18 protein-coding genes are annotated in these 23,553 nt (G+C 68.0%); 11 read left to right on the forward strand and 7 right to left on the reverse strand.

The features are described from left to right. The first annotated feature begins 10 nt into the window (after positions 1–10). Positions 11–562 (forward strand): cob(I)yrinic acid a,c-diamide adenosyltransferase, encoded by a 552-nt coding sequence (locus tag HWX22_RS12525; RefSeq protein ID WP_175915728.1) that lies wholly within the window; start codon positions 11–13, stop codon positions 560–562. 97 nt (positions 563–659) lie between these two features. After that, positions 660–1,868, forward strand: a complete 1,209-nt coding sequence (gene hmpA / locus HWX22_RS12530; RefSeq protein WP_175915729.1) for an NO-inducible flavohemoprotein — start codon at positions 660–662, stop codon at positions 1,866–1,868. Positions 1,869–1,981: 113 nt separating this feature from the next. Here hmpA and aroG read toward each other — a convergent pair whose 3' ends face one another. After that, positions 1,982–3,055, reverse strand: a complete 1,074-nt coding sequence (aroG, locus tag HWX22_RS12535; RefSeq protein WP_059465445.1) for a 3-deoxy-7-phosphoheptulonate synthase AroG — start codon at positions 3,053–3,055, stop codon at positions 1,982–1,984. 42 nt (positions 3,056–3,097) lie between these two features. Between aroG and HWX22_RS12540 the strand changes: the two genes are divergently transcribed. Further along, on the forward strand, positions 3,098–3,343 hold the full coding sequence (locus tag HWX22_RS12540; protein WP_175915730.1) for a hypothetical protein: 246 nt from the start codon (positions 3,098–3,100) through the stop codon (positions 3,341–3,343). 110 nt (positions 3,344–3,453) lie between these two features. Here the strand turns inward: HWX22_RS12540 and tldD are convergent, their stop codons facing one another. The 3 genes from tldD to HWX22_RS12555 form a co-directional block, all read right to left on the reverse strand. After that, entirely contained in the window at positions 3,454–4,920 is a 1,467-nt protein-coding gene (gene tldD, locus HWX22_RS12545) for a metalloprotease TldD (RefSeq protein WP_059451318.1), read from the reverse strand. Positions 4,921–5,013: 93 nt separating this feature from the next. Then, complete coding sequence (locus HWX22_RS12550; RefSeq protein WP_175915731.1) at positions 5,014–5,841, reverse strand: carbon-nitrogen hydrolase family protein; 828 nt, start codon at positions 5,839–5,841, stop codon at positions 5,014–5,016. Between the two features lie 51 nt (positions 5,842–5,892). Further along, entirely contained in the window at positions 5,893–10,092 is a 4,200-nt protein-coding gene (locus HWX22_RS12555) for a YhdP family protein (RefSeq protein WP_175909132.1), read from the reverse strand. A gap of 228 nt (positions 10,093–10,320) precedes the next feature. Between HWX22_RS12555 and glnE the strand changes: the two genes are divergently transcribed. Then, positions 10,321–13,122 (forward strand): bifunctional [glutamate--ammonia ligase]-adenylyl-L-tyrosine phosphorylase/[glutamate--ammonia-ligase] adenylyltransferase, encoded by a 2,802-nt coding sequence (gene glnE / locus HWX22_RS12560; protein WP_175915732.1) that lies wholly within the window; start codon positions 10,321–10,323, stop codon positions 13,120–13,122. 115 nt (positions 13,123–13,237) lie between these two features. On the opposite strand, the gene recN is transcribed toward glnE, so the two are convergent. Beyond that, positions 13,238–14,887, reverse strand: coding sequence for a DNA repair protein RecN (recN, locus tag HWX22_RS12565; protein WP_059820476.1), 1,650 nt, complete (start codon positions 14,885–14,887; stop codon positions 13,238–13,240). Positions 14,888–14,906: 19 nt separating this feature from the next. Beyond that, on the reverse strand, positions 14,907–15,809 hold the full coding sequence (locus tag HWX22_RS12570; RefSeq protein WP_175915733.1) for an NAD kinase: 903 nt from the start codon (positions 15,807–15,809) through the stop codon (positions 14,907–14,909). A gap of 130 nt (positions 15,810–15,939) precedes the next feature. Between HWX22_RS12570 and hrcA the strand changes: the two genes are divergently transcribed. The 3 genes from hrcA (at position 15,940) to HWX22_RS12585 (ending at position 18,578) form a co-directional block, all read left to right on the forward strand. Next, on the forward strand, positions 15,940–16,962 hold the full coding sequence (hrcA, locus tag HWX22_RS12575) for a heat-inducible transcriptional repressor HrcA (protein WP_011544637.1): 1,023 nt from the start codon (positions 15,940–15,942) through the stop codon (positions 16,960–16,962). Between the two features lie 138 nt (positions 16,963–17,100). Continuing rightward, on the forward strand, positions 17,101–18,165 hold the full coding sequence (gene hemH, locus HWX22_RS12580; RefSeq protein ID WP_059535410.1) for a ferrochelatase: 1,065 nt from the start codon (positions 17,101–17,103) through the stop codon (positions 18,163–18,165). A 5-nt stretch (positions 18,166–18,170) separates the two neighbouring features. Beyond that, entirely contained in the window at positions 18,171–18,578 is a 408-nt protein-coding gene (locus HWX22_RS12585) for an RNA-binding S4 domain-containing protein (RefSeq protein ID WP_175909136.1), read from the forward strand. Here the strand turns inward: HWX22_RS12585 and HWX22_RS12590 are convergent. Further along, positions 18,550–18,711: a hypothetical protein gene (locus HWX22_RS12590; RefSeq protein WP_006476841.1), complete on the reverse strand. Its 162-nt coding sequence runs from the start codon at positions 18,709–18,711 to the stop codon at positions 18,550–18,552. The genes HWX22_RS12585 and HWX22_RS12590 overlap by 29 nt on opposite strands. Before the next feature lie 351 nt (positions 18,712–19,062). Between HWX22_RS12590 and grpE the strand changes: the two genes are divergently transcribed. The 4 genes from grpE to dnaJ all read left to right on the forward strand — a co-directional run bounded on the left by grpE (position 19,063) and on the right by dnaJ (position 23,549). Further along, positions 19,063–19,608 carry a nucleotide exchange factor GrpE gene (gene grpE / locus HWX22_RS12595; RefSeq protein WP_059465453.1) on the forward strand — a complete coding sequence of 182 codons (546 nt, stop codon included), beginning with the start codon at positions 19,063–19,065 and terminating at the stop codon, positions 19,606–19,608. A 10-nt stretch (positions 19,609–19,618) separates the two neighbouring features. Beyond that, a complete protein-coding gene (locus HWX22_RS12600; protein ID WP_175909137.1) occupies positions 19,619–20,059 on the forward strand; it encodes a thioredoxin family protein in 441 nt (146 codons plus the stop codon). A gap of 147 nt (positions 20,060–20,206) precedes the next feature. After that, positions 20,207–22,159: a molecular chaperone DnaK gene (gene dnaK / locus HWX22_RS12605; protein ID WP_059535415.1), complete on the forward strand. Its 1,953-nt coding sequence runs from the start codon at positions 20,207–20,209 to the stop codon at positions 22,157–22,159. 253 nt (positions 22,160–22,412) lie between these two features. Beyond that, the gene (dnaJ, locus tag HWX22_RS12610) at positions 22,413–23,549 is read left to right on the forward strand and encodes a molecular chaperone DnaJ (protein ID WP_059820479.1); all 1,137 of its coding nucleotides are present in this window, start codon (positions 22,413–22,415) and stop codon (positions 23,547–23,549) included. Positions 23,550–23,553: the final 4 nt, after the last annotated feature.

Raw genomic sequence — 23,553 nt, forward strand, 5'->3', positions numbered from 1 at the left:
GGACATTCGCATGGGTAACCGCTTGAGCAAGATCGCGACGCGCACGGGCGACGACGGCACCACGGGCCTCGGCGACGGACGGCGCATCGGCAAGGACGACGCGCGGATCGCCGCGATCGGCGACGTCGACGAACTGAACTCGAACCTCGGCGTGCTGCTCGCCGAGCCGCTGCCGGACGACGTGCGCACCGCGCTCGTCACGATCCAGCACGACCTGTTCGATCTCGGCGGCGAGCTGTGCATTCCCGGCCATGCGGTGCTCGACGACACGCACCTCGCGCGCCTCGACCGGTGGCTCGCCGACTACAACGCGACGCTGCCGCCGCTGAAGGAATTCACCCTGCCGGCCGGCTCGCGCGCGGCGTCGCTCGCGCACGTATGCCGGACGGTGTGCCGCCGCGCGGAGCGCTCGATCGTCGCGCTCGGGCGGAACGACGCGCTCAATGATGCGCCGCGACGTTACGTGAACCGGCTGTCGGACCTGCTGTTCGTGCTGGCGCGCGTGCTGAACCGCGCGGGTGGCGGTTCGGACGTGCTGTGGGAGCGCGGGCGCGTCCGCTGACGCGCGGCCGCGTTCTTGCGCACTGCGACAATTTGCCCGGGGGGCCGTCGATTTTTAAAGATGTATCGTATGAGAATGTTTAACGGAGAATACGAACATGACCCACATCACTGCTGACCAGATGGCTCGTGTGAAGGCCACTGCCCCTGTCCTCGCCGTGCACGGCGCGACGATCACGAAGCACTTCTACCAGCGCATGTTCGCGCGCCATCCGGAACTGAAGAACCTGTTCAACCAGACGCACCAGAAGACCGGCAGCCAGCCGGAAACGCTCGCGAAGGCGGTCTATGCATATGCGGCGAACATCGACAACCTCGGCGCGCTTGGCGGGGCGGTGTCGCATATCGCGCACAAGCACGCGAGCCTGAACATCCGTCCCGAGCATTACCCGATCGTCGGCGAGAACCTGCTTGCGTCGATCGTCGAAGTGCTCGGCGACGCGGTCGATGCTCCGACGCTCGAGGCATGGCGTGTCGCGTACGGCCAGCTCGCGCAGATCCTGATCGGCGCCGAGGCTGATTTGTACGCGGGCGCCGCGTGGAGCGGCTTCCGTCCGTTCAAGGTCGCCCGCAAGGTGCGTGAAAGCGACGAGATCACGTCGTTCTACCTGACGCCTGCCGACGGCGGCGAGGCGCCGACTTTCGCGCCGGGCCAGTACGTCACGGTGAAGCGTTTCGTCGGCGACCTCGGCGTCGACCAGCCGCGCCAGTACAGCCTGTCCGACGCGCCGCACGGCAAGTGGCTGCGCATCTCGGTGAAGCGCGAGGCCGGCCAGCCGGAAGCAATCCCGGCCGGCAAGGTGTCGACGCTGATGCATGACGGCGTGGAGGAGGGCGCGATCGTCGAAGTGACCGCGCCGATGGGCGAATTCTCGCTGAAACGCGGCGTCGATACGCCGGTCGTGCTGATCTCCGGCGGCGTCGGCCTGACGCCGATGGTGTCGATGGCATCGACACTGGTCGGCGAAGGCAGTACGCGCGAGGTGCGGTTCGTCCACGCATGCCGTTCGGGCGCGGTGCATGCGTTCCGCGATTGGCTGAACGATACGGTGCGCGAACACGCGAACGTGAAGCGCACGGTGCTGTACGAGCTGGTCGGCCCGAACGACCGGGGCGGCGTCGATCACGACCTCGAAGGGCGCCTGACGCCGGAACGCGTGAAGCAATACGCGCTGGTGCCGGATGCCGACTACTACGTCTGCGGTCCGATCGCGTTCATGAAGGCGCAGCGCGACGCGCTGGTCGCGCTCGGCGTCGCGCCGGCGCGCATCAATACCGAGATCTTCGGCTCGGGCGCGCTCGAGTGAAATCCTGACGGCGGCTGCCCGTCAACGAAAAAAGCCCGGCGCGAGCCGGGCTTTTTCTTGCTGCGCAGGCGGCAGGCCGCGGGCGGCACGCGCCGCCTCGAGCCTGCCGGCGATCAGTTACCGCTGCCGCGCGCGACGCGCCGTGCCTTCACCGATTCCGCGAGACCTTCGAGCACCTTCACGCTGTCGTCCCACGCGATGCACGCGTCGGTGATGCTCTGGCCGTAGGTCAGCGGGCAGCCTTCCTTCAGGTCCTGGCGCCCCTCGACGAGGTGCGACTCGATCATCACGCCGACGATGCGCTCGTCGCCGGCCGCCACCTGGCGGCCGATGTCCGCGCACACGGGGATCTGGTTCTCGTGCTTCTTCGAGCTGTTCGCGTGGCTCGCGTCGATCATCAGGCGTGCGGCGAGGCCGGCCTTGCCGATGTCCGCGCACGCGGCGTTCACGCTGTCCGCGTCGTAGTTCGGCGTCTTGCCGCCGCGCAGGATCACGTGGCAGTCCTCGTTGCCGGCCGTCGACACGATCGCCGAGTGGCCGCCCTTGGTCACCGACAGGAAATGGTGCGGCTGCGATGCGGCCTTGATCGCGTCGACCGCGATCTTCACGTTGCCGTCGGTGCCGTTCTTGAAACCGACCGGGCACGACAGCCCCGACGCGAGCTCGCGGTGCACCTGCGACTCGGTCGTGCGCGCGCCGATCGCGCCCCACGAGATCAGGTCGGCGATGTACTGCGGGCTGATCATGTCGAGGTATTCGGTCGCGGCCGGCAGCCCCATCTCGTTGATCTGCAGCAGCAGTTCGCGCGCGGTGCGCAGCCCTTCGTTGATCTTGAAGCTGTTGTCGAGGTGCGGATCGTTGATGAGCCCCTTCCAGCCGACCGTCGTGCGCGGCTTCTCGAAGTACACCCGCATCACGATTTCCAGCTCGCCCTTGAAGCGCTCGCGCTCCTTCACGAGCCGCCCCGCGTACTCGATCGCCGCCTTCGTATCGTGGATCGAACACGGCCCGATCACGACGATCAGCCGGTCGTCCATCCCGTGCAGGATGCGGTGCATCGACTGGCGCGAGTTGTAGATCAGCTCGGACGCGGCCTCGGAGCACGCGAATTCGCGGATCAGGTGGGCGGGCGGCGTCAGTTCCTTGAGTTCGCGAATGCGGACGTCGTCGGTGTTGTGCGGGGGCATGCTGTTTCTCCTATTTTTGCGGGCGCCGTTCGGTCAGTGCGCGTGCGGCAGATTCATCAATTCAAGCGATTCAGTGATTTCGGTCGGGGCCGCGGGATGCGCTGCGGCAGCGACCGGTTGGCGAAGGGCGAAAAAAAACCGCCGGGTTCGCCGGCGGTTTTTTCGGGAATTTCGGTTGCGCTTTACGCGCCATCAACCCTCTCGATCCGCCAGCGGTCTGAGATGCCAAAAAAAGTAAAAATAAAACTTGGCGGACATGACGGAGATTCGGTTCGTCAAAAAAGTTGATTCGGAATTTATACCCGGTCGCCGGGCCGCTGGCAACCGGGGACGCTCGAAAATGCGGACAATCCGCGCGCTTTCGTCGAAATGCGCGGATTGTCTGCGCCGCGATGCGGTTATGCCGTACCGCCGACCGTCATCTTGTCGATCCGCAGGGTCGGCTGGCCGACGCCGACCGGCACGCTCTGGCCTTCCTTGCCGCACACGCCGACACCCGAGTCGAGCGACATGTCGTTGCCGATCATGCTCACGTACTTCAGCGATTCCGGGCCGCTGCCGATCAGCGTCGCGCCCTTCACCGGGTAGGTGATCTTGCCGTTCTCGATCATGTACGCCTCGGACGCCGAAAACACGAACTTGCCGTTCGTGATGTCGACCTGGCCGCCGCCGAAGTTCACCGCGTACAGGCCGTTCTTGACCGACGCGATGATTTCCTGCGGATCCTTGTCGCCGTTCAGCATGTACGTGTTGGTCATGCGCGGCATCGGCAGCGCCGCATACGACTCGCGCCGCGCGTTGCCGGTGACGGGCATCTTCATCAGGCGCGCGTTCAGCGTGTCCTGGATGTAGCCCTTCAGGATGCCGTCCTCGATCAGCGTCGTGCACTGCGTCGGGTTGCCTTCGTCGTCGATGTTCAGCGAGCCGCGGCGATTCGGCAGCGTGCCGTCGTCGACCACCGTCACGCCCTTCGCGGCGACCTGCTCGCCGATCCGGCCGGCGAACGCCGACGAACCCTTGCGGTTGAAGTCGCCCTCGAGGCCGTGACCGATCGCCTCGTGCAGCAGCACGCCCGGCCAGCCCGGCCCGAGCACGACCGTCATCGCGCCGGCCGGGGCGGGGCGCGCGTCGAGGTTCACGAGCGCCGCGTGCACGGCGTCGTCGACGTAGCGCGACAGCACTTCGTCGGTGAAGTAGCCGTAGTCGAAGCGGCCGCCGCCGCCGCCGGAGCCGATTTCGCGGCGGCCGTTCTGTTCGGCGATCACCGTGACCGACACGCGCACGAGCGGGCGGATGTCGGCGGCGAGCGCGCCGTCGCTGCGCGCGACCAGCACGACGTCGTATTCGCCGGCGAGCCCCGCCATCACCTGCGTGACGCGCGGGTCGCGACCGCGCGCCATCTGCTCGATGCGCTCGAGCAGCTTGACCTTGGCCGTCGCGTCGAGCGACGCGAGCGGATCGGACGGCAGGTACAGGTCGCGGCCCGAGATGCCCTTCAGCGACGTCGCCGCCTTGATCTTCTGGCGGCCGCCGCCGGCCGCCGCGATCGCCTTGGTGGCCGCGGCCGCCTGGGCGATGGCTTCCGGCGACAGGTCGTCCGAGTAGGCGAACGCGGTGCGGTCGCCCGCGACCGCGCGCACGCCGACGCCCTGGTCGATGCTGAAGCTGCCCGACTTCACGATGCCTTCCTCGAGGCTCCACGCTTCGCTGCGGGTCGCCTGGAAGTACAGGTCCGCGTAGTCGACGCGATGCGTGAAGATGTCGGCGATCGTGCGCGTGAGCAGGCTCTCGTCGAGGCCGTACGGCGTGAGGAGGATGTCCTTCGCCAGCGCAAGATTGCGGATGCCGGGTTCGATGATGTTCATGCGGGTATCGAGGGTTCTCAAAAAGTTGTCGGGTGCGTGCTGGGCAGATGGGTTGGCCGGGCGGCGTTTCAAGCGCCAGGGCGGATCGGATGTTCAGGCCAGCACGCGATGCCGCCACGCGGGCAGGCTCTGGCGCACGTCGGCGATGCGCTGCGGATCGAGCGCGCCGGTCACGACGCTCGCGCCTTCGTCGCGGACCGCGACGATTTCGCCCCACGGGTCGATCAGCATGCTGTGGCCCCAGGTGCGCCGGCCGTTCTCGTGCTTGCCGCCTTGCGCGGCCGCGAGCACGTAACACTGATTCTCGACGGCCCGCGCGCGCAGCAGCATTTCCCAGTGCGCGCGGCCCGTCGTATAAGTAAACGCCGACGGCACGACGATCAGCGCGCAGTCGCCCATCCTGCGATACAGCTCCGGAAAGCGCAGATCGTAACAGACCGACAGGCCGACCCGCCCGAACGGCGCGTCGAACGCGACGACCGTGTCGCCCGCGCGGATCGTGCGCGCCTCGTCGAACGATTCGTCGCCTTTCTCGAAGTTGAACAGGTGGATCTTGTCGTAGCGGGCCGCTTCGTGGCCGGTCGGGTCGAACACGAGCGTCGTGTTCAGCACGCGATCGGGTTCGGGCGCCTTCAGCGGCAGCGTGCCGCCGATCACCCAGACGCCATGACGGTGCGCCGCCTCCGAAAGGAAGCGCTGAATCGGACCGTCGCGGTAGGGTTCGGCGAGCGCGAGCTTGTCGGTGTCGCGATGGCCCATGAAGCAGAAATACTCGGGCAGCAGCACGAGCTGCGCGCCGTCGCCGGCCGCCTCCGCGATCAGGCGGCCGGCTTCGGCGAGATTGCGTGCGACGTCCGGCGTGCTCACCATCTGCAGCGCGGCGACCCGAAAGGGCGTGGCGGAACGGGTGTGATCGGTCATCGCTGGATCGGTTGCATCATAAATGGGGTGCGGCCCGGCACCTTGCGCGCGTCAGTGGCTCGCCGCATCGGCCGGACCGTGATTCATCTTACCCTGATCGCCCCGCACCCGCTCGATGTGCGGATGCGCCCACGAGCCGGTGATCGCGTAGTCGAGCGCGAACGCGTGCGACAGCGTCTCCGACAGCGCGTAGTTCGCCGCCAGCACGCCGACGCCGAGCAGCGGATTGATGATCGCGGCTGCGATCGCCGCCGTGCCGGCGCCGATCTTCGGCGCGACGTGCGCGTGCAGGTCCTGCGTCTCGGTGCCGAGGTCGACCGCGCCGCGCACGGTCACGTTGGCCGGCGCCGTCGTCATCGAGAAGTCGTCGGTGCGTGCGATCCCGTTCGAGATCCGGCTGGTGCCCGTGATCTTGTCGAACGGCAGTCCCTTGCCGATCACGTCGCGGAAATTCAGCGTCAGGAAGCGCGCGAGACTCTGCAGGCTCAGCACGCCGAGCAGTTTCGCGGCGCCCGGATCGACCTTCAGGATCTGGCCGTGCTCCAGGTCGAGCGCGATCTGGCCGCCGAGCGACGGCAGATCGACCGCGGTCGGGCCGCCGCGCCAACCGACCTTGCCGGTCACCGTGCCGTGGCCGTTCGCCAGCGTGCGCGGCAGGCCGACGAGGTCGAGCAGCGCGCCCGCGTTGCCAACGTCGAGCTTGAAGTCGAACACGCTGCGGCGCGGTGCATCGTTCTCGTCGACACCGCGGGCCAGCGCGCGACGCGACGTGCGCCAGTTGCCGGTCGCCGTCAGCTTCGCGGCCGGGTTCGCCAGCTCGAGCTTGTCGAGCTGCCACACCGGCGCACCGTCTTCCTCGATGTTGCGCGCATTGACGACGAGCCGGCCGATGTCGTGATCGCGTGCAACGACCTGGTCGACGATCAGGTCGACCGACGGCATCGGCCGGTCGGTCGGCGTCGGCAGGTTCATCGCGCGGCCGACGAGGTCGTGCTGGGCGCTCTGCGGAATCACGAGCTTCGCAAGCCGCGCATTCAGCACGCCCGCGCCGTTGTGGCCGCCGCCCGGCGCCCACGACAGGTAGCCGGAGACCTGGTTCGACGCGATGTTCGCCTGCCACAGCTCGTCGATGTGCGACGCGCCGATGATCACGTTTTCCCAGTTGCGCTTGAGCAGCTTCAGCGTGCCGAAGTGGAGCGCGAAGCGCTTCGGCGTGAAGCTCGCGGCGTCGATGCGGGGCGCGGCTTGCGGTTCCGGCGCGCGCGGCGCGTCGTGCTGCAGCGTGCGGGCCAGCGCGAGCCAGGCGTCGGCATCGAGTTCGTCGACGTCGACGGCGGCGCTCACGCCGTCCTGCGGCAGGTCGGGCATCCGGTGGATACCCATCGCGCCGCGCACCGCGCGCAGCGGCTGGCCGGGCGTCGCGTCGAGCAGGTAGGTCGCGGCCACGGGGCCGAGCGTCAGGTCGGCATGCTCGAGGCGCTTGCCGCCCGCCTGGGCGGCCGGCTGCAGCGTGAAGCGGAACGGCATCGGCGTGCCGGCCGGTTTCGCGAACGGCGCCGGGAAGTTGAGCGCGACGCCCGTCAGGTCGGAACGCGCGGTGACCTCCGGCAGACGGCCCGGCGCGCCGCGCACGGCGAGCTGGTACGGTGCGTCGCCGACCACGTGCTCGAGCAGCGCCGCGGCCGTGCCGCGCAGGTTCAGGCCGCGCGCGGCGTCGAGCGCGAGCTTGCCGTCGACGTCCACCGCGTACGGGCCGTGCGACTGGAAGTTGCCGTTCGCGCGGACCGGGCCACCGAGGAAGCGCCCCGACAGGCCCTGCAGCGACGCGCCAGTCTCGGAAAAATGCACGCTGCCGCGCAGCGCGGACAGCGGCGGTACGCCGTCGGCCGACAGCGTGTTGCCGCCGAACGCGAGTGCGCCTTCGACGTGGGTATGCGGATGCGGAACGTGTTGCGGAATCGTGATTTTGAGCGCGAGCGCCGCCGGCCCCTGCGCATCGATTCGCCGGCCGATGTGCCCGCTCATCGCGCCGAGCGAGCTGTTGTCCGCGTAGTCGATCAGGTCCGCGAGCGGGCCTTGTGCATGGCCGTCGATGATGAGCGGCGACTTCGACGGGTTGCCGAGATCGTCGATCCGGCCGGCAACCTTCGTCAGCGCGACGCGTTTGTAGTGCGCGCGCGCGATGTCGAAACGCAGCTTGTTCTGCGCGAGCTCGAACACGCCGTCGATCCCGTCGAGTGCGGGCCAGACGCTCGGCGTGCCGTTCGCGAGCTTGCGCGGCGGGTACGGCGTCGGCTCGAAGCGCCCGCCGGTGAACGGCGCGACGATATGGAACACGCCGGCGTCCGGCTCGTGTTCGAACGGGAATTTCTCGAGCGGGCCGCGGGCGACGATCGACGCGCCCTTGGTCACCTGGCCGTCCTGCAGCGCATGGCCGAGATAGTCGCGCAGGTGCTCGGACATCCCGGTCGGCAGGTAGCGCGGAATGCGTGCTACCGACGCGCGCGCGAAATCCGCGCGCAGGTCGAGCGAGCCGCGGCCGTGGCCGGGGTTCGTGTACGAGCCAGACACCGCGATTTCCGCATCCGGGTTCGCGACGAACAGGTCGGGCAACGTCACGTCGACGCGCGCGTGCTTCTCGCCCGGCGCCGGCGTGATCACCCATTTCGCGTTGCCGCGCAGCCGGTCGAAGGTGAGGCGCGGCTCGTCGAATTCGCCCGGCACCGTGACCGCCGCGTTGACGGTATCGAAGTGCGCGGCGCCGCCCGTCTCGTTCGCGTCGACGCGGCCCCACAGGTTCTCGACGCCCGGCCAGCCGGCGCGCGGATGGCCGCGCGGCGAGAGGCCGGGAGGCGGCTCCTGCGCGGCGAAGCTGATGCCCTGCAGGTCGCCGAGGAAGCGGTAGCGGACGATCGGCGCGGCGCCGGTGCGACGCTCTTCGTCGGCGAGCTCGGCCCGCGCCGGCTTCGCGCGTTCGACCTCGATGTGATAATTCGACACCATCCCGCGCGGGTCGAGCTTGATCAGTTCGTTGCGCAGCCGCGCCGGCAGCGGCAGCCCGCGGATGAACTCGCTGAGGATGCCGAGATCGACGCGGTCGCCGACGACGCTCAGCAACTGCCCCTGGTCGGCGGCCGGCACGCGGTAGCGGGCGGTCAGCGTCGACAGCGCGAGCGAGCGGGCAAGCGGCGTGCCGTCCGGCAGCGGCGGCTGGCCGAGCTCCGCGTTGAAGCGCGTCAGGTGCAGCGTGTAGTCGCGGCCGGTGTCGAGCGCCATGTCCCAGCCGAAGCCGACCGTCGGCACGTCGAGGCGCGGCTGGGTCGGCCGCACGCGCAGCACGACGTCGGCGCCCTGCAGGTCGCCGCCGGCGGAGCGCAGGTGGCCGTTCTCGAAGGTCGCCCAGATCGCGTTGTCGATCCGGCCCGCGTGGATCGTGAGCGGGATGTCGAGATAGCGGCCGAGCGTCTGCAGGTCGACGGGGCCGGTCGACAGATACGCGTCGCCGGTCCAGTTCGTCGGCTTGCCGATCGGCGCGAGCGGCTTGTGCCGGAAACGCGCGCGGAAATCGAGCGGACCGAGCAGCAGGGTGCCGTTCGCAGGCGCCTGTAGCGCGGCCTTGTGCTCGCGACCGTGGTTGAGCACCGCGAGGCGGATGCCGGACAGCGCGAGCTCCGGTGCGTCATGCTGCGCGTCACGCCAGCGCAGCGTGCCGTTGCGCAGCACGATCGCTTCCTGCTTCAGCAGCCACGTGCTGAACGTGTCGTTGCCGCCATGGGTGGTCGCGACGCCGACGCCCGCGATGCTCAGCGAGCCGTCGGCCGCGCGCGCGACGACGAGGTCCGGATGGTCGACGATCAGGCTCGACAGCGCGGGCGACAGCCGCAGCAGCGACATCCACGACAACGCGGCCGTCGCGTGCGGGACCGACAACGCGATCTGGCCGTCACGGCCGCGAATGGTGAGGTTGGCGACTTCGACGCCCGGCTGCATGCCGGACCAGTGGGGGGACAGTTTGCCGATCGAAAGCTGCGCGTGGAGCTTGTCGGACACCGCGCGCTCGATGCGCGGGCGAAATTCGTCGATACGCGGCAGCACCACGTAGCGCAGCCCGAGGAACGCGCCGGCCGCGACGAAGTACGTGCCGATCCCGACCGCCAGCGTCACCCTGAACACGCGACGCAGGACTGGATGATCGTGCTTCGGAGGTCCCGCTTCGGGCTCAGCTAAGGCGGATTCCTGACGGTCGGACATGCGGCGGAAGGGCGGCGATATGGTAGTTTTGCAGACTGACGTTGAAATGTATCACAGGGGTTCGTGCCGGCGGCCGTTGCGGCGGCGCGGCACGGGCTTTCCGGCGCGCGGTTTTCGCGGCGGCGCATCCGCGTCGCGACACCGCGCCGAGTCCACGGGGCCTGTCGGCGGCGGGGCGCGCAAGCGCTCTCCCGCGGCGGCGGGCCTTACCGCCAGGCCCGCTTTTCGATGACCGACGCTTCCGCCCTGATCAGCCCGTCCTACTCCCGATATATCGCCCGCGCGGTGGCCGCGCGTCCCGCGCTGTCCGACCAGATCGCCGCGTGGGCCGCCGCGCCGCTCGCCCGCGCGCAGCTCGACGCGCGCCTGACCGAACTGCTCGCATCGCCGGCCGGCGCGGCCGCGCCGGGCGACGAGCAACTGAAGCGCGCGCTGCGGCAGTTGCGTGTCGAGGTGTTCGGCGCGGTCGCGGAGCGCGACCTGCGGGGCGTCGCGAATGTCGCCGAGGTGACGTCCGCGATGACCGATCTCGCCGAGGTGGCCGTGCAGCGCTCGCTCGCGCTGCTGTCGGCAGAACTCGAGGCGATGTACGGCGAGCCGCGCGGCGCCGACGGCCAGCGCGTCGTGCTGGGCGTGGTCGGGATGGGCAAGCTCGGCGGCCGCGAGCTGAACGTGTCGTCCGACATCGACCTGATCTTCGTCTACGAGGACGACGGCGAGACGGCCGGCGGCACGCGCTCGCCGCTGTCCACCCAGGAATACTTCACGCGGCTCGGCCGGCGCCTGATCGGCGTGCTGTCCGAGGTCACGGCCGACGGCTACGTGTTTCGCGTCGACATGCGGCTGCGTCCGAACGGCGATTCGGGGCCGCTCGTGTGCAGCCTCGGGATGCTCGAGGAATATTTCTACGTGCAGGGGCGCGAATGGGAGCGCTACGCGTGGATCAAAGGGCGGCTCGTGTCGGAAGGCGACAGCGACGCGGCGCGGCGGCTCGAGTCGCAGCTCGAATCGATCGTCAAGCCGTTCGTGTACCGCCGCTATCTCGACTTCGGCGTGATCGGTGCGATCCGTTCGCTGCACCAGCAGATTCGCCAGGAAGCCGCGCGCCGCGCGTCGATGCGGCCCGACAAGGCCGACGACATCAAGCTCGGGCGCGGCGGGATCCGCGAGATCGAATTCAGCGCGCAGGTGTTCCAGCTGATCCGCGGCGGCCAGGATGCGGAATTCCGCGTGCGGCCGACACTCGCGGTGCTGCGCCATGCGCAGGCGCGCGGGCTGATTGGCGAGGACGTGCGCGAGCGCCTGACCGACGCCTACAATTTCCTGCGCACGCTCGAGCATCGGCTGCAGTACCGCGACGACGCGCAGACGCATGCGATGCCGGTCGATCCGAACGAGCGCGCGGCGCTGGCCACGTCGCTCGGCTTCGCCGACTACGCGGCGTTGATGACGGTGCTCGACGGCTACCGCACCTTCGTCGAGGCGCAGTTCGACCAGATCTTTGCCGATAAGGCGAACGGCGGCCCCTGCGCGGCGGGCGAGGACACCACCGCGTCGTGGATCTGGAGCGGGGCGCTCGCCGACGACGGCGAAGACGACACGCTGCGCGCGCGCCTCGACGGCCTCGGCTTCAGCGATCCGGTGACCGTGCTCGCGCGGCTGCGCGCGATATGGCAGTCGTCGCGCTACGCGGGCCTGCCGGAAAAGAGCCGGCAACGCTTCGACAGCGTCGCGCAACGCGCGCTCGAGGCCGCGCCGCGGATCGACGCCGCGCGCCGCGACGACACCATCGTGCGGTTGTTCGACCTGCTCGAGACGGTCAGCCGGCGCGGCGTCTATCTCGCGCTGCTGACCGAGTATCCGGCCGCGCTCGATCGCGTGCTGTCGGTGCTCGGCGCGACGCGCTGGGGCGGCGGCTACCTGATCCGCCATCCACAACTGCTCGACGAACTGCTCGACGACGAAGCGATCGCGAGCCCGTTCGACTGGCCGGCGTTCAAGGACGCATTGCGTGCGCGCCTGGCGGCCGCCGACGGCCCCGAGCAGCAGATGGACCTGTTGCGGCATGCGCAGCACGCGGAGGTGTTCCGCATCCTGCTGATCGATCTGGCGGGCCAGCTGTCGGTCGAGCACGTGAGCGATCGTCTGTCGGAGCTCGCCGACGCGGTGCTCGACGTGACGATCGAGGTGGTCTGGTCGCAGCTCGCGAAGCGCCACCGCGACGTGCCGAAGTTCGCGGTGATCGCGTACGGCAAGCTCGGCGGCAAGGAGCTCGGCTACGCGTCGGATCTCGACCTGATCTTCCTGTACGACGACCCCGACGAGCGCTCGGCGGACGTCTACACGACCTTCACGCGACGGCTGATCACGTGGCTCACGACCGCGACCGGCGCGGGCGCGCTGTTCGACATCGACCTGCGGCTGCGGCCGAACGGCGAGGCCGGACTGCTCGTGACCGATCTCGACGCGTTCCGCCGCTACCAGCTGCGCGAGGGCGACGCCGCGAACACCGCTTGGGTGTGGGAGCACCAGGCGCTGACGCGTGCCCGCTACAGCGCGGGCGACACGCAGATTGGCGCGGACTTCGAGGCGATCCGCCAGCAGGTGCTGACGACGCCGCGCGACGGGGCGGTGCTCGCGAAGGAGATCGTCGACATGCGCGGCAAGGTGTTCGCCGGCCACCCGAACCAGACGGACCTGTTCGACCTGAAGCACGATCGCGGCGGGATGGTCGACATCGAATTCATCGTCCAGTACTGGGTGCTGCTGCATGCGTCGAGCGATGCCGAGCTGATCCGCAACACCGGCAACATCGCACTGCTGCGCGAGGTCGCCCGGTTCGGACTGATGGGCGAGGACGAAGCCGAGCGCGTCGGCGCCGCGTACCGCAAGTACCGGAAGCTGCAGCACAAGCTGCGGCTCGACGGGATGGAAAAGGCGCGGGTCGATCCGGCGCTGGTGGCCGACGAGCGGGCGGCCGTGACGGCGTTGTGGGAGCGGGTGTTCGGCGCGGTCGAAACGGGGGTTTGAGTCGGGCGTTCGAATCATCGGAGCAGGGCGGGCGCGATCGGGTGGCCGCTGCTGCCGATGAAAAAAGACCGGCGCATGCGCCGGTCTTTTCGCTTTCGGGGGACGGGTGCCCGCGTCAGGCCGCCAGCATTTCCTTCGCGTGTTTGCGCGTCGTCGCGGTGATCTCGAGCCCGCCGAGCATCCGGGCGACTTCCTCGACCCGGCTCGCCTTGTCGAGCGGGACGACCGACGAGACGGTGCTGCCGCGGTCGTCGGCACCCTTCGCGACCTGGAAGTGATGGTCGCCGCGTGCGGCGACCTGCGGCAGGTGCGTCACGCACAGTACCTGGCGGTCACGCCCGAGCTGATGCAGCAGGCGGCCGACCACCTCGGCGACGCCGCCGCCGATGCCCGTGTCGACTTCGTCGAAAATCAGCGTCGGCGTCGGGCTGGCGGCGCTCGCGATCACCGCGAGCGCGAGGCTGATCCGTGCGAGTTCGCCGCCCGACGCGACTTTCGCGAGCGGCCGCAGCGGCACGCCGGGGTGCCCCGCGACCCGGAATTCGACCTGCTCGAGCCCGTGCGGGCCGCCATCGGCGAGCGGCACGAGCGCGACTTCGAAGCTGCCTCCTGCCATCGACAGTTCCTGCATGCCCGCCGTGACGGCCGTGCCGAGCGCCTTCGCGGCCTGCGCGCGCGCCTTCGACAGGTGTTTCGCGTCGGTGAGATAGGCTTCCCATGCCTTGGCCTGCGCGGCTTCGAGCGCGCCGAGATCGGCGGCCGCGTCGAGCGCGGCGAGCTGCGCGCGGCGTGCCGCGTGTTCCTCGTGCAGCGTGTCGGGCGGCAGCCGGAACTTGCGGGCGGTCGAGTGCAGCGCGTCGAGGCGCGTCTCGACTTGCGCGAGCCGGGCCGGGTCGAGATCAAGGCGCTGCGCGTAGTGCGACAGCGAATAGACGGCTTCCTGCAGCTGGATCTCGGCCGGTTCGAGCGATGCGAGCGCGTCGCCGAGCCCCGTGTCGTAGTCGGCCAGGCTGCGCAGTTTCGACACGATCGCGCCGAGCTGCGGGAGCATCGCGTCGTCGGCCTCGGACAGCGCGTTGAGCGCACCCTGCACGCCGGCGATCAGGTTCGCCGAATGCGACAGGCGCTTGTGCTCGCTGCCGACTTCGTCCCATTCGCCCGGTTGCGGTGCGAGCTTGTCGAGCTCGGCGAGCTGCCATGCGAGCTTCTCGCGTTCGAGCTGCAGTTCGCGCTCGTGCGCCTTCGCGGCGTCGATCGCCTGCGTCGCGTCGCGCCAGACGCGCCACGCGCGTGCGACGTTCGCGGCATCGGCGACGAGCCCCGCGTGCGTGTCGAACAGCTCGCGCTGCGCATCGGGACGCATCAGCAACTGGTGCGCGTGCTGGCCGTGGATGTCGACCAGCATCTCGCCGAGCTCGCGCAGCTGCGCGAGCGTCGCGCTGGTGCCGTTGATGAATGCGCGCGAGCGGCCGTTCGCGTCGATCACGCGGCGCAGCATCACGGTGTCCTCGGCGTCGAACGCGTGTTCGTCGAGCCAGCGCGCGACGCGGTCGTGCGGCGTGAATTCGGCTGTGATGTCGGCGCGGCCGCAGCCGGCGCGCACGACGCTCGCGTCGGCGCGTTCGCCGAGCGCGAGGGCGAGGGCGTCGATCAGGATCGATTTGCCGGCGCCGGTTTCGCCGGAAAAGACGGTGAAGCCGCTATCGAATTCGAGATCGAGCGCGGCGACGATGACGAAGTCGCGAATCGAGAGGTGGCGAAGCATGGTGTCGGGCTCAGGTGCGTCAGGACGCCTTGTCGTCTTCGTTCGATGCGTGTTCGTTCCAGTGCAGCTTCTTGCGCAGCGTCGCGTAATAGCTGTAGCCGACCGGATGCAGGAACGGCACCGTGTGCTTCGAGCGGCGCACCTCGATCGAGTCGTTCAGCTCCAGCGCGGTAAACGACTGCATGTCGAAGTTCACGTTGACGTCGCGGCCGCCGACGATCTGGATCGCGATCTTCGAATCGTCGGGCAGCACGATCGGCCGGTTCGACAGCGCATGCGGCGCGATCGGCACGAGCACGATGCCCTGGAGTTGCGGGTGCAGGATCGGCCCGGCCGACGACAGCGCGTACGCGGTCGAGCCGGTCGGCGTGGCGACGATCAGGCCGTCCGAACGCTGGTTGTACATATACCGGCCGTCGACCGACGCACGCAATTCGACCATCCCGGAAAAGCCGCTGCGGTTCACGACGACATCGTTGAACGCGAGTGCGTGGTAGATCGGTTCGCCGTCGCGCACGATCCGGGCCTCGAGCAGCGAGCGCTCCTCGCGCTCGAACTTGCCCGACAGGATCACCGGGACGCGCGCCTGCATGTCGGCCGCCGCGATGTCCGTGATGAAGCCGAGCCGCCCGTGGTTGATCCCGATCAGCGGTGTCTTGTACGGCGCGAGCTGGCGGCCGATGCCGAGCATCGTGCCGTCGCCGCCGAGCACGACCGCCACGTCCGCGCGCGCGCCGATTTCAGCCGGAGTGAGCGCCGGATAGCCGGAGATGCCGATCTCGCGCGCGGTTTCGGCTTCGAACACGACCTCGAAGCCGAGCTTCGCGATGCAGCCAGCCAGCGTGGCGAGCGGCTCGGCGATGCCGGGCGTGTTGCTCCGGCCCACGAGCGCGACAGTATTGAACTGATTACCGGTTTTCATGCCGGCATTACACCATAGCTCGTTGACGAAAAGAACCGGCTGTGTGAAGACGGGGCCGGATCGGTCAGCCCGCGCGACAGTGGCCGCGGCCACTCGCCGTGCTCGCGCGGTTGCGCTAAAATTTTCCACCATGCTAGATCCTCGCGCACGAACCCTCCTGAAAACCCTGATCGAACGGTATATCGCCGACGGTCAGCCGGTCGGCTCGCGCACGTTGTCCCGTTACTCGGGGCTCGAGCTGAGCCCGGCAACGATCCGCAACGTGATGTCCGACCTGGAGGAGCTCGGCCTCGTGTCGAGCCCACACACGTCGGCCGGCCGCGTGCCGACGCCGCGCGGCTATCGCCTGTTCGTCGACACGATGCTGACGGTCGAGGCGCCGATCGATGCCGAGGCCGTCGCGCGCCAGGTGCAGAACACGCTGCAGGCCGGCGAACCGCAGCAGCGGGTGGTGGCCGCCGCTGCGAGCGTGCTGTCCAACCTGTCGCAGTTCGCGGGTGTCGTGCTGACGCCGCGCCGCAGCCACGTGTTCAAGCAGATCGAGTTCATGCGGCTGTCGGACAAGCGCATCCTGCTGATCATCGTCACACCTGAGGGCGACGTGCAGAACCGGATGCTCGCGACGCCGCGCGACTATTCGCCGTCGCAGCTCACCGAGGCGTCCAACTACATCAACGCGCATTTCGCCGGGCTGTCGTTCGACGAGGTGCGCCGCCGCCTGCGCGACGAGATCGACCAGCTGCGCGGCGACATGACCACGCTGATGCACGCGGCCGTGACGGCCAGCACCGAGGTGCCCGACACCGAGGACACCGTGCTCATTTCCGGCGAGCGCAACCTGCTCGAAGTGGCGGATCTGTCGTCCGACATGGCGCGGCTGCGCAAGCTGTTCGACGTGTTCGACCAAAAAACGGGCCTCCTGCAATTGCTCGACGTGTCGAGCCACGCCCAGGGCGTGCAGATCTTCATCGGCGGCGAATCGACGCTGGTGCCGATCGAGGAAATGAGCGTCGTGACCGCGCCCTACGAGGTGAACGGCCAGATCGTCGGCACGCTCGGCGTGATCGGCCCGACCCGCATGGCGTACAACCGCGTGATCCCGATCGTCGACATCACCGCTCGGCTGCTGTCGCTCACGCTGAGTCAGCAATAACCCGAACCGACACCGTTCCGCCATCGTGCCGCGACGCCGCGTGCGCCGCCAGTCGGCCGAACGGCCAGCCGACCCGAGCGAGGCGGCCCGCTATAATTGAGGGCCGTCCGACTGCGTGCCCCGAGCACGTTCCTGCCCATGCGTTTCGATCTTGAACCGCCTTCGAGCGTTGCGGCCGCCCATCGCATCGGCGTGCTGCTGATCAATCTCGGCACGCCCGACGCCCCGACGCCGCGCGCGGTGCGGCGCTATCTGGCCGAATTCCTGTCGGATCCCCGCGTCGTCGAAATCCCGCAGGTCGTCTGGCAGGTGCTGCTGCGCACGCTGATCCTGCCGCTGCGCGGCCGCGCGTCCGCGAAGAAATACGCGGCCGTCTGGATGCCCGAGGGCTCGCCGCTGCGCGTGTACACCGAGCGCCAGACCGAAGGCGTGCGCCACCTGCTCGCATCGAACGACTACCAGGTGACGGTCGACTACGCGATGCGCTACGGCAGCCCGGGCATTGCGCAGGCACTCGCGCAGTTCAAGCGCGCAGGCGTCGAGCGCGTGCTGCTGATGCCCATGTATCCGCAATACTCGGCGTCCACCACCGCGACCGCATTCGATGCCGCATTCGCCGCGCTCGCGCGGATGCGCAACCAGCCGGAAGTGCGCACGGTGCGGCAATATGCCGACCATCCCGCCTACATCCATGCGCTCGCCGAGCAGGTGCGCCAGTACTGGGCGCAGCACGGCCGGCCCGACTTCGCGGCCGGCGACAAGCTCGTGCTGAGCTTTCACGGGGTGCCGAAACGCACGCTCGACCTGGGCGACCCCTATCATGAACAGTGCCAGCAGACGGGCGCGCTGCTGATGGCCGCGCTCGGGTTGTCGACGCTCGAGTGCCGCGTGACGTTCCAGTCGCGCTTCGGCAAGGCGGAGTGGCTGCAGCCGTATACGGCGCCGACGCTGCGCGAACTCGGTGAGGCCGGCGTGCGGCGGGCCGACGTGTTCTGTCCCGGTTTTACGGCCGATTGTCTGGAGACGATCGAGGAGATCGGGATGGAGGTGCGCGACGAATTCATCGCAGGCGGCGGCCAGGCCTTCCACCGGATTCCGTGCCTGAACGGCGCGCCCGCGTGGATCGGCGCGGTGGGCGAGATTGTCGCCGAGAATCTGCAGGGCTGGCCGGTGAAGGCCGCACAGCCCGAAACGGTGAGTTGAGCGCGATGAACTACAAGATTTCTACGGAACCCGGCGCGAAGCTGCGCATCGACAAATGGCTATGGGCAGCGCGCTTCTTCAAGACGCGCTCGCTCGCGTCCGACGCGGTCGACAAGGGCCACGTGAAGATCGGCGGTGCGGCGGTCAAGCCGGCGAAGGACGTGCGCGTCGGCGACGAGGTCGAGATTGCGATCGACGGTATCGTCTGGCACATTGCCGTGCTGGGCATTTGCGACGTGCGCGGGCCCGCGAGCATCGCGCAGACGCTTTATGAGGAAACGGAAGCGGGGCGCGTCGCGCGGCTCGCCGAACTGGAGCGGCGCCGCACGTATCGCGAGCCGGCGGCGGAACTGCACGGCCGGCCGACCAAGCGCGACCGGCGCATCATCGACAGATTTTCTGGTGGGAGCTGAACATCTGGTCGAACGTCGCCCGCGCGCTTCCGTATTCGGTCGTGCGGTCGGTCACGGCTCCGGACAGGCAGATGGTGGTGGTGCCGGCAATCAGTACCAGCGCGACCACCGATATGGCAAAGGTCAGTTTCACGGTACTCGCCTCGATGGGACGGTGAATGCAGCGCCAGGTGGATGTCAGGCGGCGGTAAGCTAGGGTAAACGCGCTTTCTCGACGCTTGAGTGGAGTGTAGTGCAGCCCCCTGTGCCGGGCTAGTACTTGCCTGGTAAGCGTTGTTACAGGCCGTTTCGTCCAATCTGGCGACAAATGCGCGCAATCGGGCGACGCGCAGCGCGGTTGTTTCGCGGTATTGGCGAATGCCGGCGAATAACCCTCTTGAAATCGCAGTTTTCGCCCTTATTTGCACCAACAATGTGCGGTGCCGCCGGCATACGGTCCGGCGGTTGCCGATTTGGCTTCAACCTCTAATCGACTTTCAGCGACATGGAAAACACGCAAGAGAACCCGGCTACCCAATCGGCCGAAGACATCGGCAGCGAGAAGCAGGCGGCGCAAGGCGCTGCTCCCGCCGCCGAAGCAGCCGACGCGGCGCTCGCGGAGGCTCAAGCCAAGGTCGCCGAGCTGCAGGAGAGCTTCCTCCGGGCGAAGGCCGAGACCGAGAACGTCCGCCGCCGTGCGCAGGAAGATGTCTCGAAGGCACACAAGTTTGCGATCGAAGGCTTCGCGGAGCACCTGCTGCCCGTGCTGGACAGCCTCGAGGCCGCCGTCAGCGACACGTCGGGCGACATCACGAAGGTGCGCGAAGGCGTCGAGCTGACGCTGCGCCAGTTGACGAGCGCGCTCGAGAAGGGCCGCGTCGTCGCGATCAACCCGGTCGGCGAGAAGTTCGATCCGCACCAGCACCAGGCGATTTCGATGGTGCCGGCCGATCAGGAGCCGAATACCGTCGTGACCGTCCTCCAAAAGGGCTACACGATCGCGGACCGCGTGCTGCGCCCGGCGCTCGTCACGGTCGCCCAGCCGAAGTAAGGCTGCCGCGATGGTTCCCGCCGGCGTCGATCCGGCCGCGTTCGAAGCGTTCGACATGCAGGCGCTGGCGGCCGACACGTTCGACGCCGGGATCGCCGGCGCCGGCGACGCGCTCGCGGTGATGTTCTTCTGGGGCCTCGACTGCTTCAACTGCGAGATCGCGAAGAAGGCGATGCTCGCCCAGCCGGACGCGATCCGCGCGCTGGACCTGAAGTGGTTCCATTGCAACGTGTACGAACATCATGAGCTGGGGCGCCGCTTCGGCCTGCACGGCGTGCCGACGTGGGTCTTTTTCCACCGCGGCAAGCGGCTCGGCCGCGCGACCGGCTGGCATGGCCTCGCGCAGTTCCAGGCGGCGGTGTCGGCGGCGCGCGCGAAGATCGCCGCGGCGGCCGGCACGCCGTCGGACCGCGACGATGGTCCGCACGATCCGGCTACCGGCGTCGATTGAAAAAATTTAATATCCGCATCGCCTGGCGGGTCTTGAAAACGGATCGGCCGGACGCATTTCGGGAACAGAGTTGAATTCTGGCGCGCGAAACTGCCAAAAAACGCGGGGTTTCGCGCAGCAAACAGGCATTTCTGGAGATTAGGAAAAATGGGAAAGATCATCGGTATTGACCTCGGCACCACGAACTCGTGCGTCGCCATCATGGAAGGCAACCAGGTCAAGGTCATCGAGAACTCGGAAGGCACGCGCACGACGCCGTCGATCATCGCCTACATGGACGATAACGAAGTGCTCGTCGGCGCACCGGCCAAGCGTCAGTCCGTGACCAACCCGAAGAACACGCTGTTCGCGGTGAAGCGCCTGATCGGCCGCCGTTTCGAAGAGAAGGAAGTCCAGAAGGACATCGGCCTGATGCCGTACGCGATCATCAAGGCCGACAACGGCGACGCATGGGTCGAAGCGCACGGCGAGAAGCTGGCGCCGCCGCAGGTTTCGGCGGAAGTGCTGCGCAAGATGAAGAAGACGGCCGAAGACTACCTCGGCGAGCCGGTCACGGAAGCCGTGATCACGGTGCCGGCGTACTTCAACGACAGCCAGCGTCAGGCAACCAAGGATGCCGGCCGCATCGCGGGCCTCGAAGTCAAGCGGATCATCAACGAGCCGACCGCGGCCGCGCTCGCGTTCGGCCTCGACAAGGCCGAGAAGGGCGACCGCAAGATCGCCGTGTATGACCTCGGCGGCGGCACGTTCGACGTGTCGATCATCGAGATCGCGGACGTCGACGGCGAAATGCAGTTCGAAGTGCTGTCGACCAACGGCGACACGTTCCTCGGCGGCGAGGACTTCGACCAGCGCATCATCGATTACATCATCGGCGAGTTCAAGAAGGAGCAGGGCGTCGACCTGTCGAAGGACGTGCTCGCGCTGCAGCGCCTGAAGGAAGCCGCTGAAAAGGCGAAGATCGAGCTGTCGTCGAGCCAGCAGACCGAAATCAACCTGCCGTACATCACGGCCGACGCATCGGGTCCGAAGCACTTGAACCTGAAGATCACCCGCGCGAAGCTGGAAGCGCTGGTCGAGGATCTGGTCGAGCGCACGATCGAACCGTGCCGCATCGCGATCAAGGACGCCGGTGTCAAGGTGTCGGACATCGACGACGTGATCCTGGTCGGCGGCCAGACCCGCATGCCGAAGGTGCAGGAGAAGGTGAAGGAGTTCTTCGGCAAGGATCCGCGCCGTGACGTGAACCCGGACGAAGCCGTCGCAGTCGGCGCGGCGATTCAGGGCCAGGTCCTGTCGGGCGACCGCAAGGACGTGCTGCTGCTCGACGTGACCCCGCTGTCGCTCGGCATCGAGACGCTCGGCGGCGTGATGACGAAGATGATCAACAAGAACACGACGATCCCGACGAAGCACGCACAGGTGTATTCGACGGCGGACGACAACCAGTCGGCCGTGACGATCAAGGTGTTCCAGGGCGAACGCGAGATGGCGGCAGGCAACAAGCTGCTCGGCGAGTTCAACCTCGAAGGCATCCCGCCGTCGCCGCGCGGCGTGCCGCAGATCGAAGTGACCTTCGACATCGACGCGAACGGCATCCTGCACGTCGGCGCGAAGGACAAGGCGACCGGCAAGGAAAACAAGATCACGATCAAGGCGAACTCGGGCCTGTCCGACGCTGAAATCGACCAGATGATCAAGGACGCGGAAGCGAACGCAGCGGAAGACCACAAGCTGCGCGAGCTGGCCGATTCGCGCAACCAGGGCGACGCGCTGGTCCACAGCACGAAGAAGGCACTCACCGAGTACGGCGACAAGCTGGACGCGGGCGAGAAGGAAAAGATCGAAGCGGCGCTGAAGTCGCTCGAGGACGTGCTGAAGGATACGTCGGCCGACAAGGCGGCGATCGACGCGAAGGTCGAGGAACTCGGTCAGGCTTCGCAGAAGCTCGGCGAAAAGATGTACGCCGACATGCAGGCGCAGCAGGCCGGTGCGGCCGGCGCGGCGGGTGCAGCGGAAGGCGCGGCCCATGCGGGCGGTGCGCAGCAGGCTGCGGACGACGTCGTCGACGCCGAGTTCAAGGAAGTGAAGAAGGACTAAGCCGGGTTGCCATGGCACCGCACGCCGCGCGCGACACGCGCGCGGCGCGGCTGAACAGCGGTCTGTCTTTCCTTCCGGATGGCCGGATCGACTCCACGCCTGGCGGGCTTCGCGGCCCTCCGGGCACATTTGTTTTTTGGCGGGTGCTGCGCGAGCCGTCCGCGGACGGCGCAGCGCCAGACGAGTCGAGAGACTTTACTGCGGGCGAAAGGAGCCGCCGCGTGCGTGACGCGCGACGGCACAGCGAATCGATATGGCGAAACGGGATTACTACGAGGTTCTGGGCGTCGCGAAGAATGCGAGCGACGACGAAATCAAGAAGGCGTATCGCAAGCTTGCGATGAAGTATCACCCTGACCGCAATCCGGACAGCAAGGATGCGGAAGAGCATTTCAAGGAAGTGAAGGAAGCCTATGAAATGCTGTCGGACGACCAGAAGCGCGCGGCGTACGACCAGTACGGCCATGCGGGCGTCGATCCGAACATGGGTGGTGCGGGCGGACAGGGTTTCGGCGGCTTCGCGGATGCGTTCGGCGACATCTTCGGCGACATCTTCGGTCAGGCCGCGGGCGGTGCCGCGCGTGGCGGCCGCGGCGGTCCGCAGGTGTATCGCGGTGCCGACCTGCGCTACAGCATGGAAATCACGCTCGAGCAGGCCGCGCACGGCTACGACACGCAGATCCGCGTGCCGAGCTGGGTGTCGTGCGAAGTCTGTCACGGGTCGGGCGCGAAGCCCGGCACGAAGCCGGAAACCTGCCCGACTTGCCACGGCCAGGGCACGGTGCGCATGTCGCAGGGCTTCTTCAGCATCCAGCAGACCTGCCCGAAGTGTCACGGCACCGGCACCTACATTCCCGAGCCGTGCGCGCATTGCCACGGGTCGGGCAAGGTGAAGGAAACCAAGACGCTCGAAGTGAAGATCCCGGCCGGCATCGACGACGGGATGCGGATCCGCTCGGCCGGCAACGGCGAGCCGGGCATCAACGGCGGGCCGCCGGGCGACCTGTACGTCGAGATCCACATCAAGCCGCACTCGGTGTTCGAGCGCGACGGCGACGATCTCCACTGCCAGATGCCGATTCCGTTTACGACCGCCGCACTCGGCGGCGAGATCGAGGTGCCGACGCTGGCCGGCCGTGCGACGTTCCCGGTGCCGGAAGGCACGCAGTCGGGCAAGACGTTCCGCCTGCGCGGCAAGGGGATCAAGGGTCTGCGTTCGAGCATCGCGGGCGATCTGTACGTACACGTGCAGGTCGAGACGCCCGTGAAGCTGACCGACCAGCAGCGCGACCTGCTCAAGCAGTTCGAGAAGTCGCTGGCCGAGGGCGGTGCGCGTCACAGCCCGCAGAGCAAGAGCTGGTTCGACCGGGTGAAGAGCTTCTTCGAGTAACGGC

It is taken from the genome of Burkholderia sp. BCC1638 (genome assembly GCF_902833195.1).
Classification (GTDB): domain Bacteria; phylum Pseudomonadota; class Gammaproteobacteria; order Burkholderiales; family Burkholderiaceae; genus Burkholderia; species Burkholderia diffusa.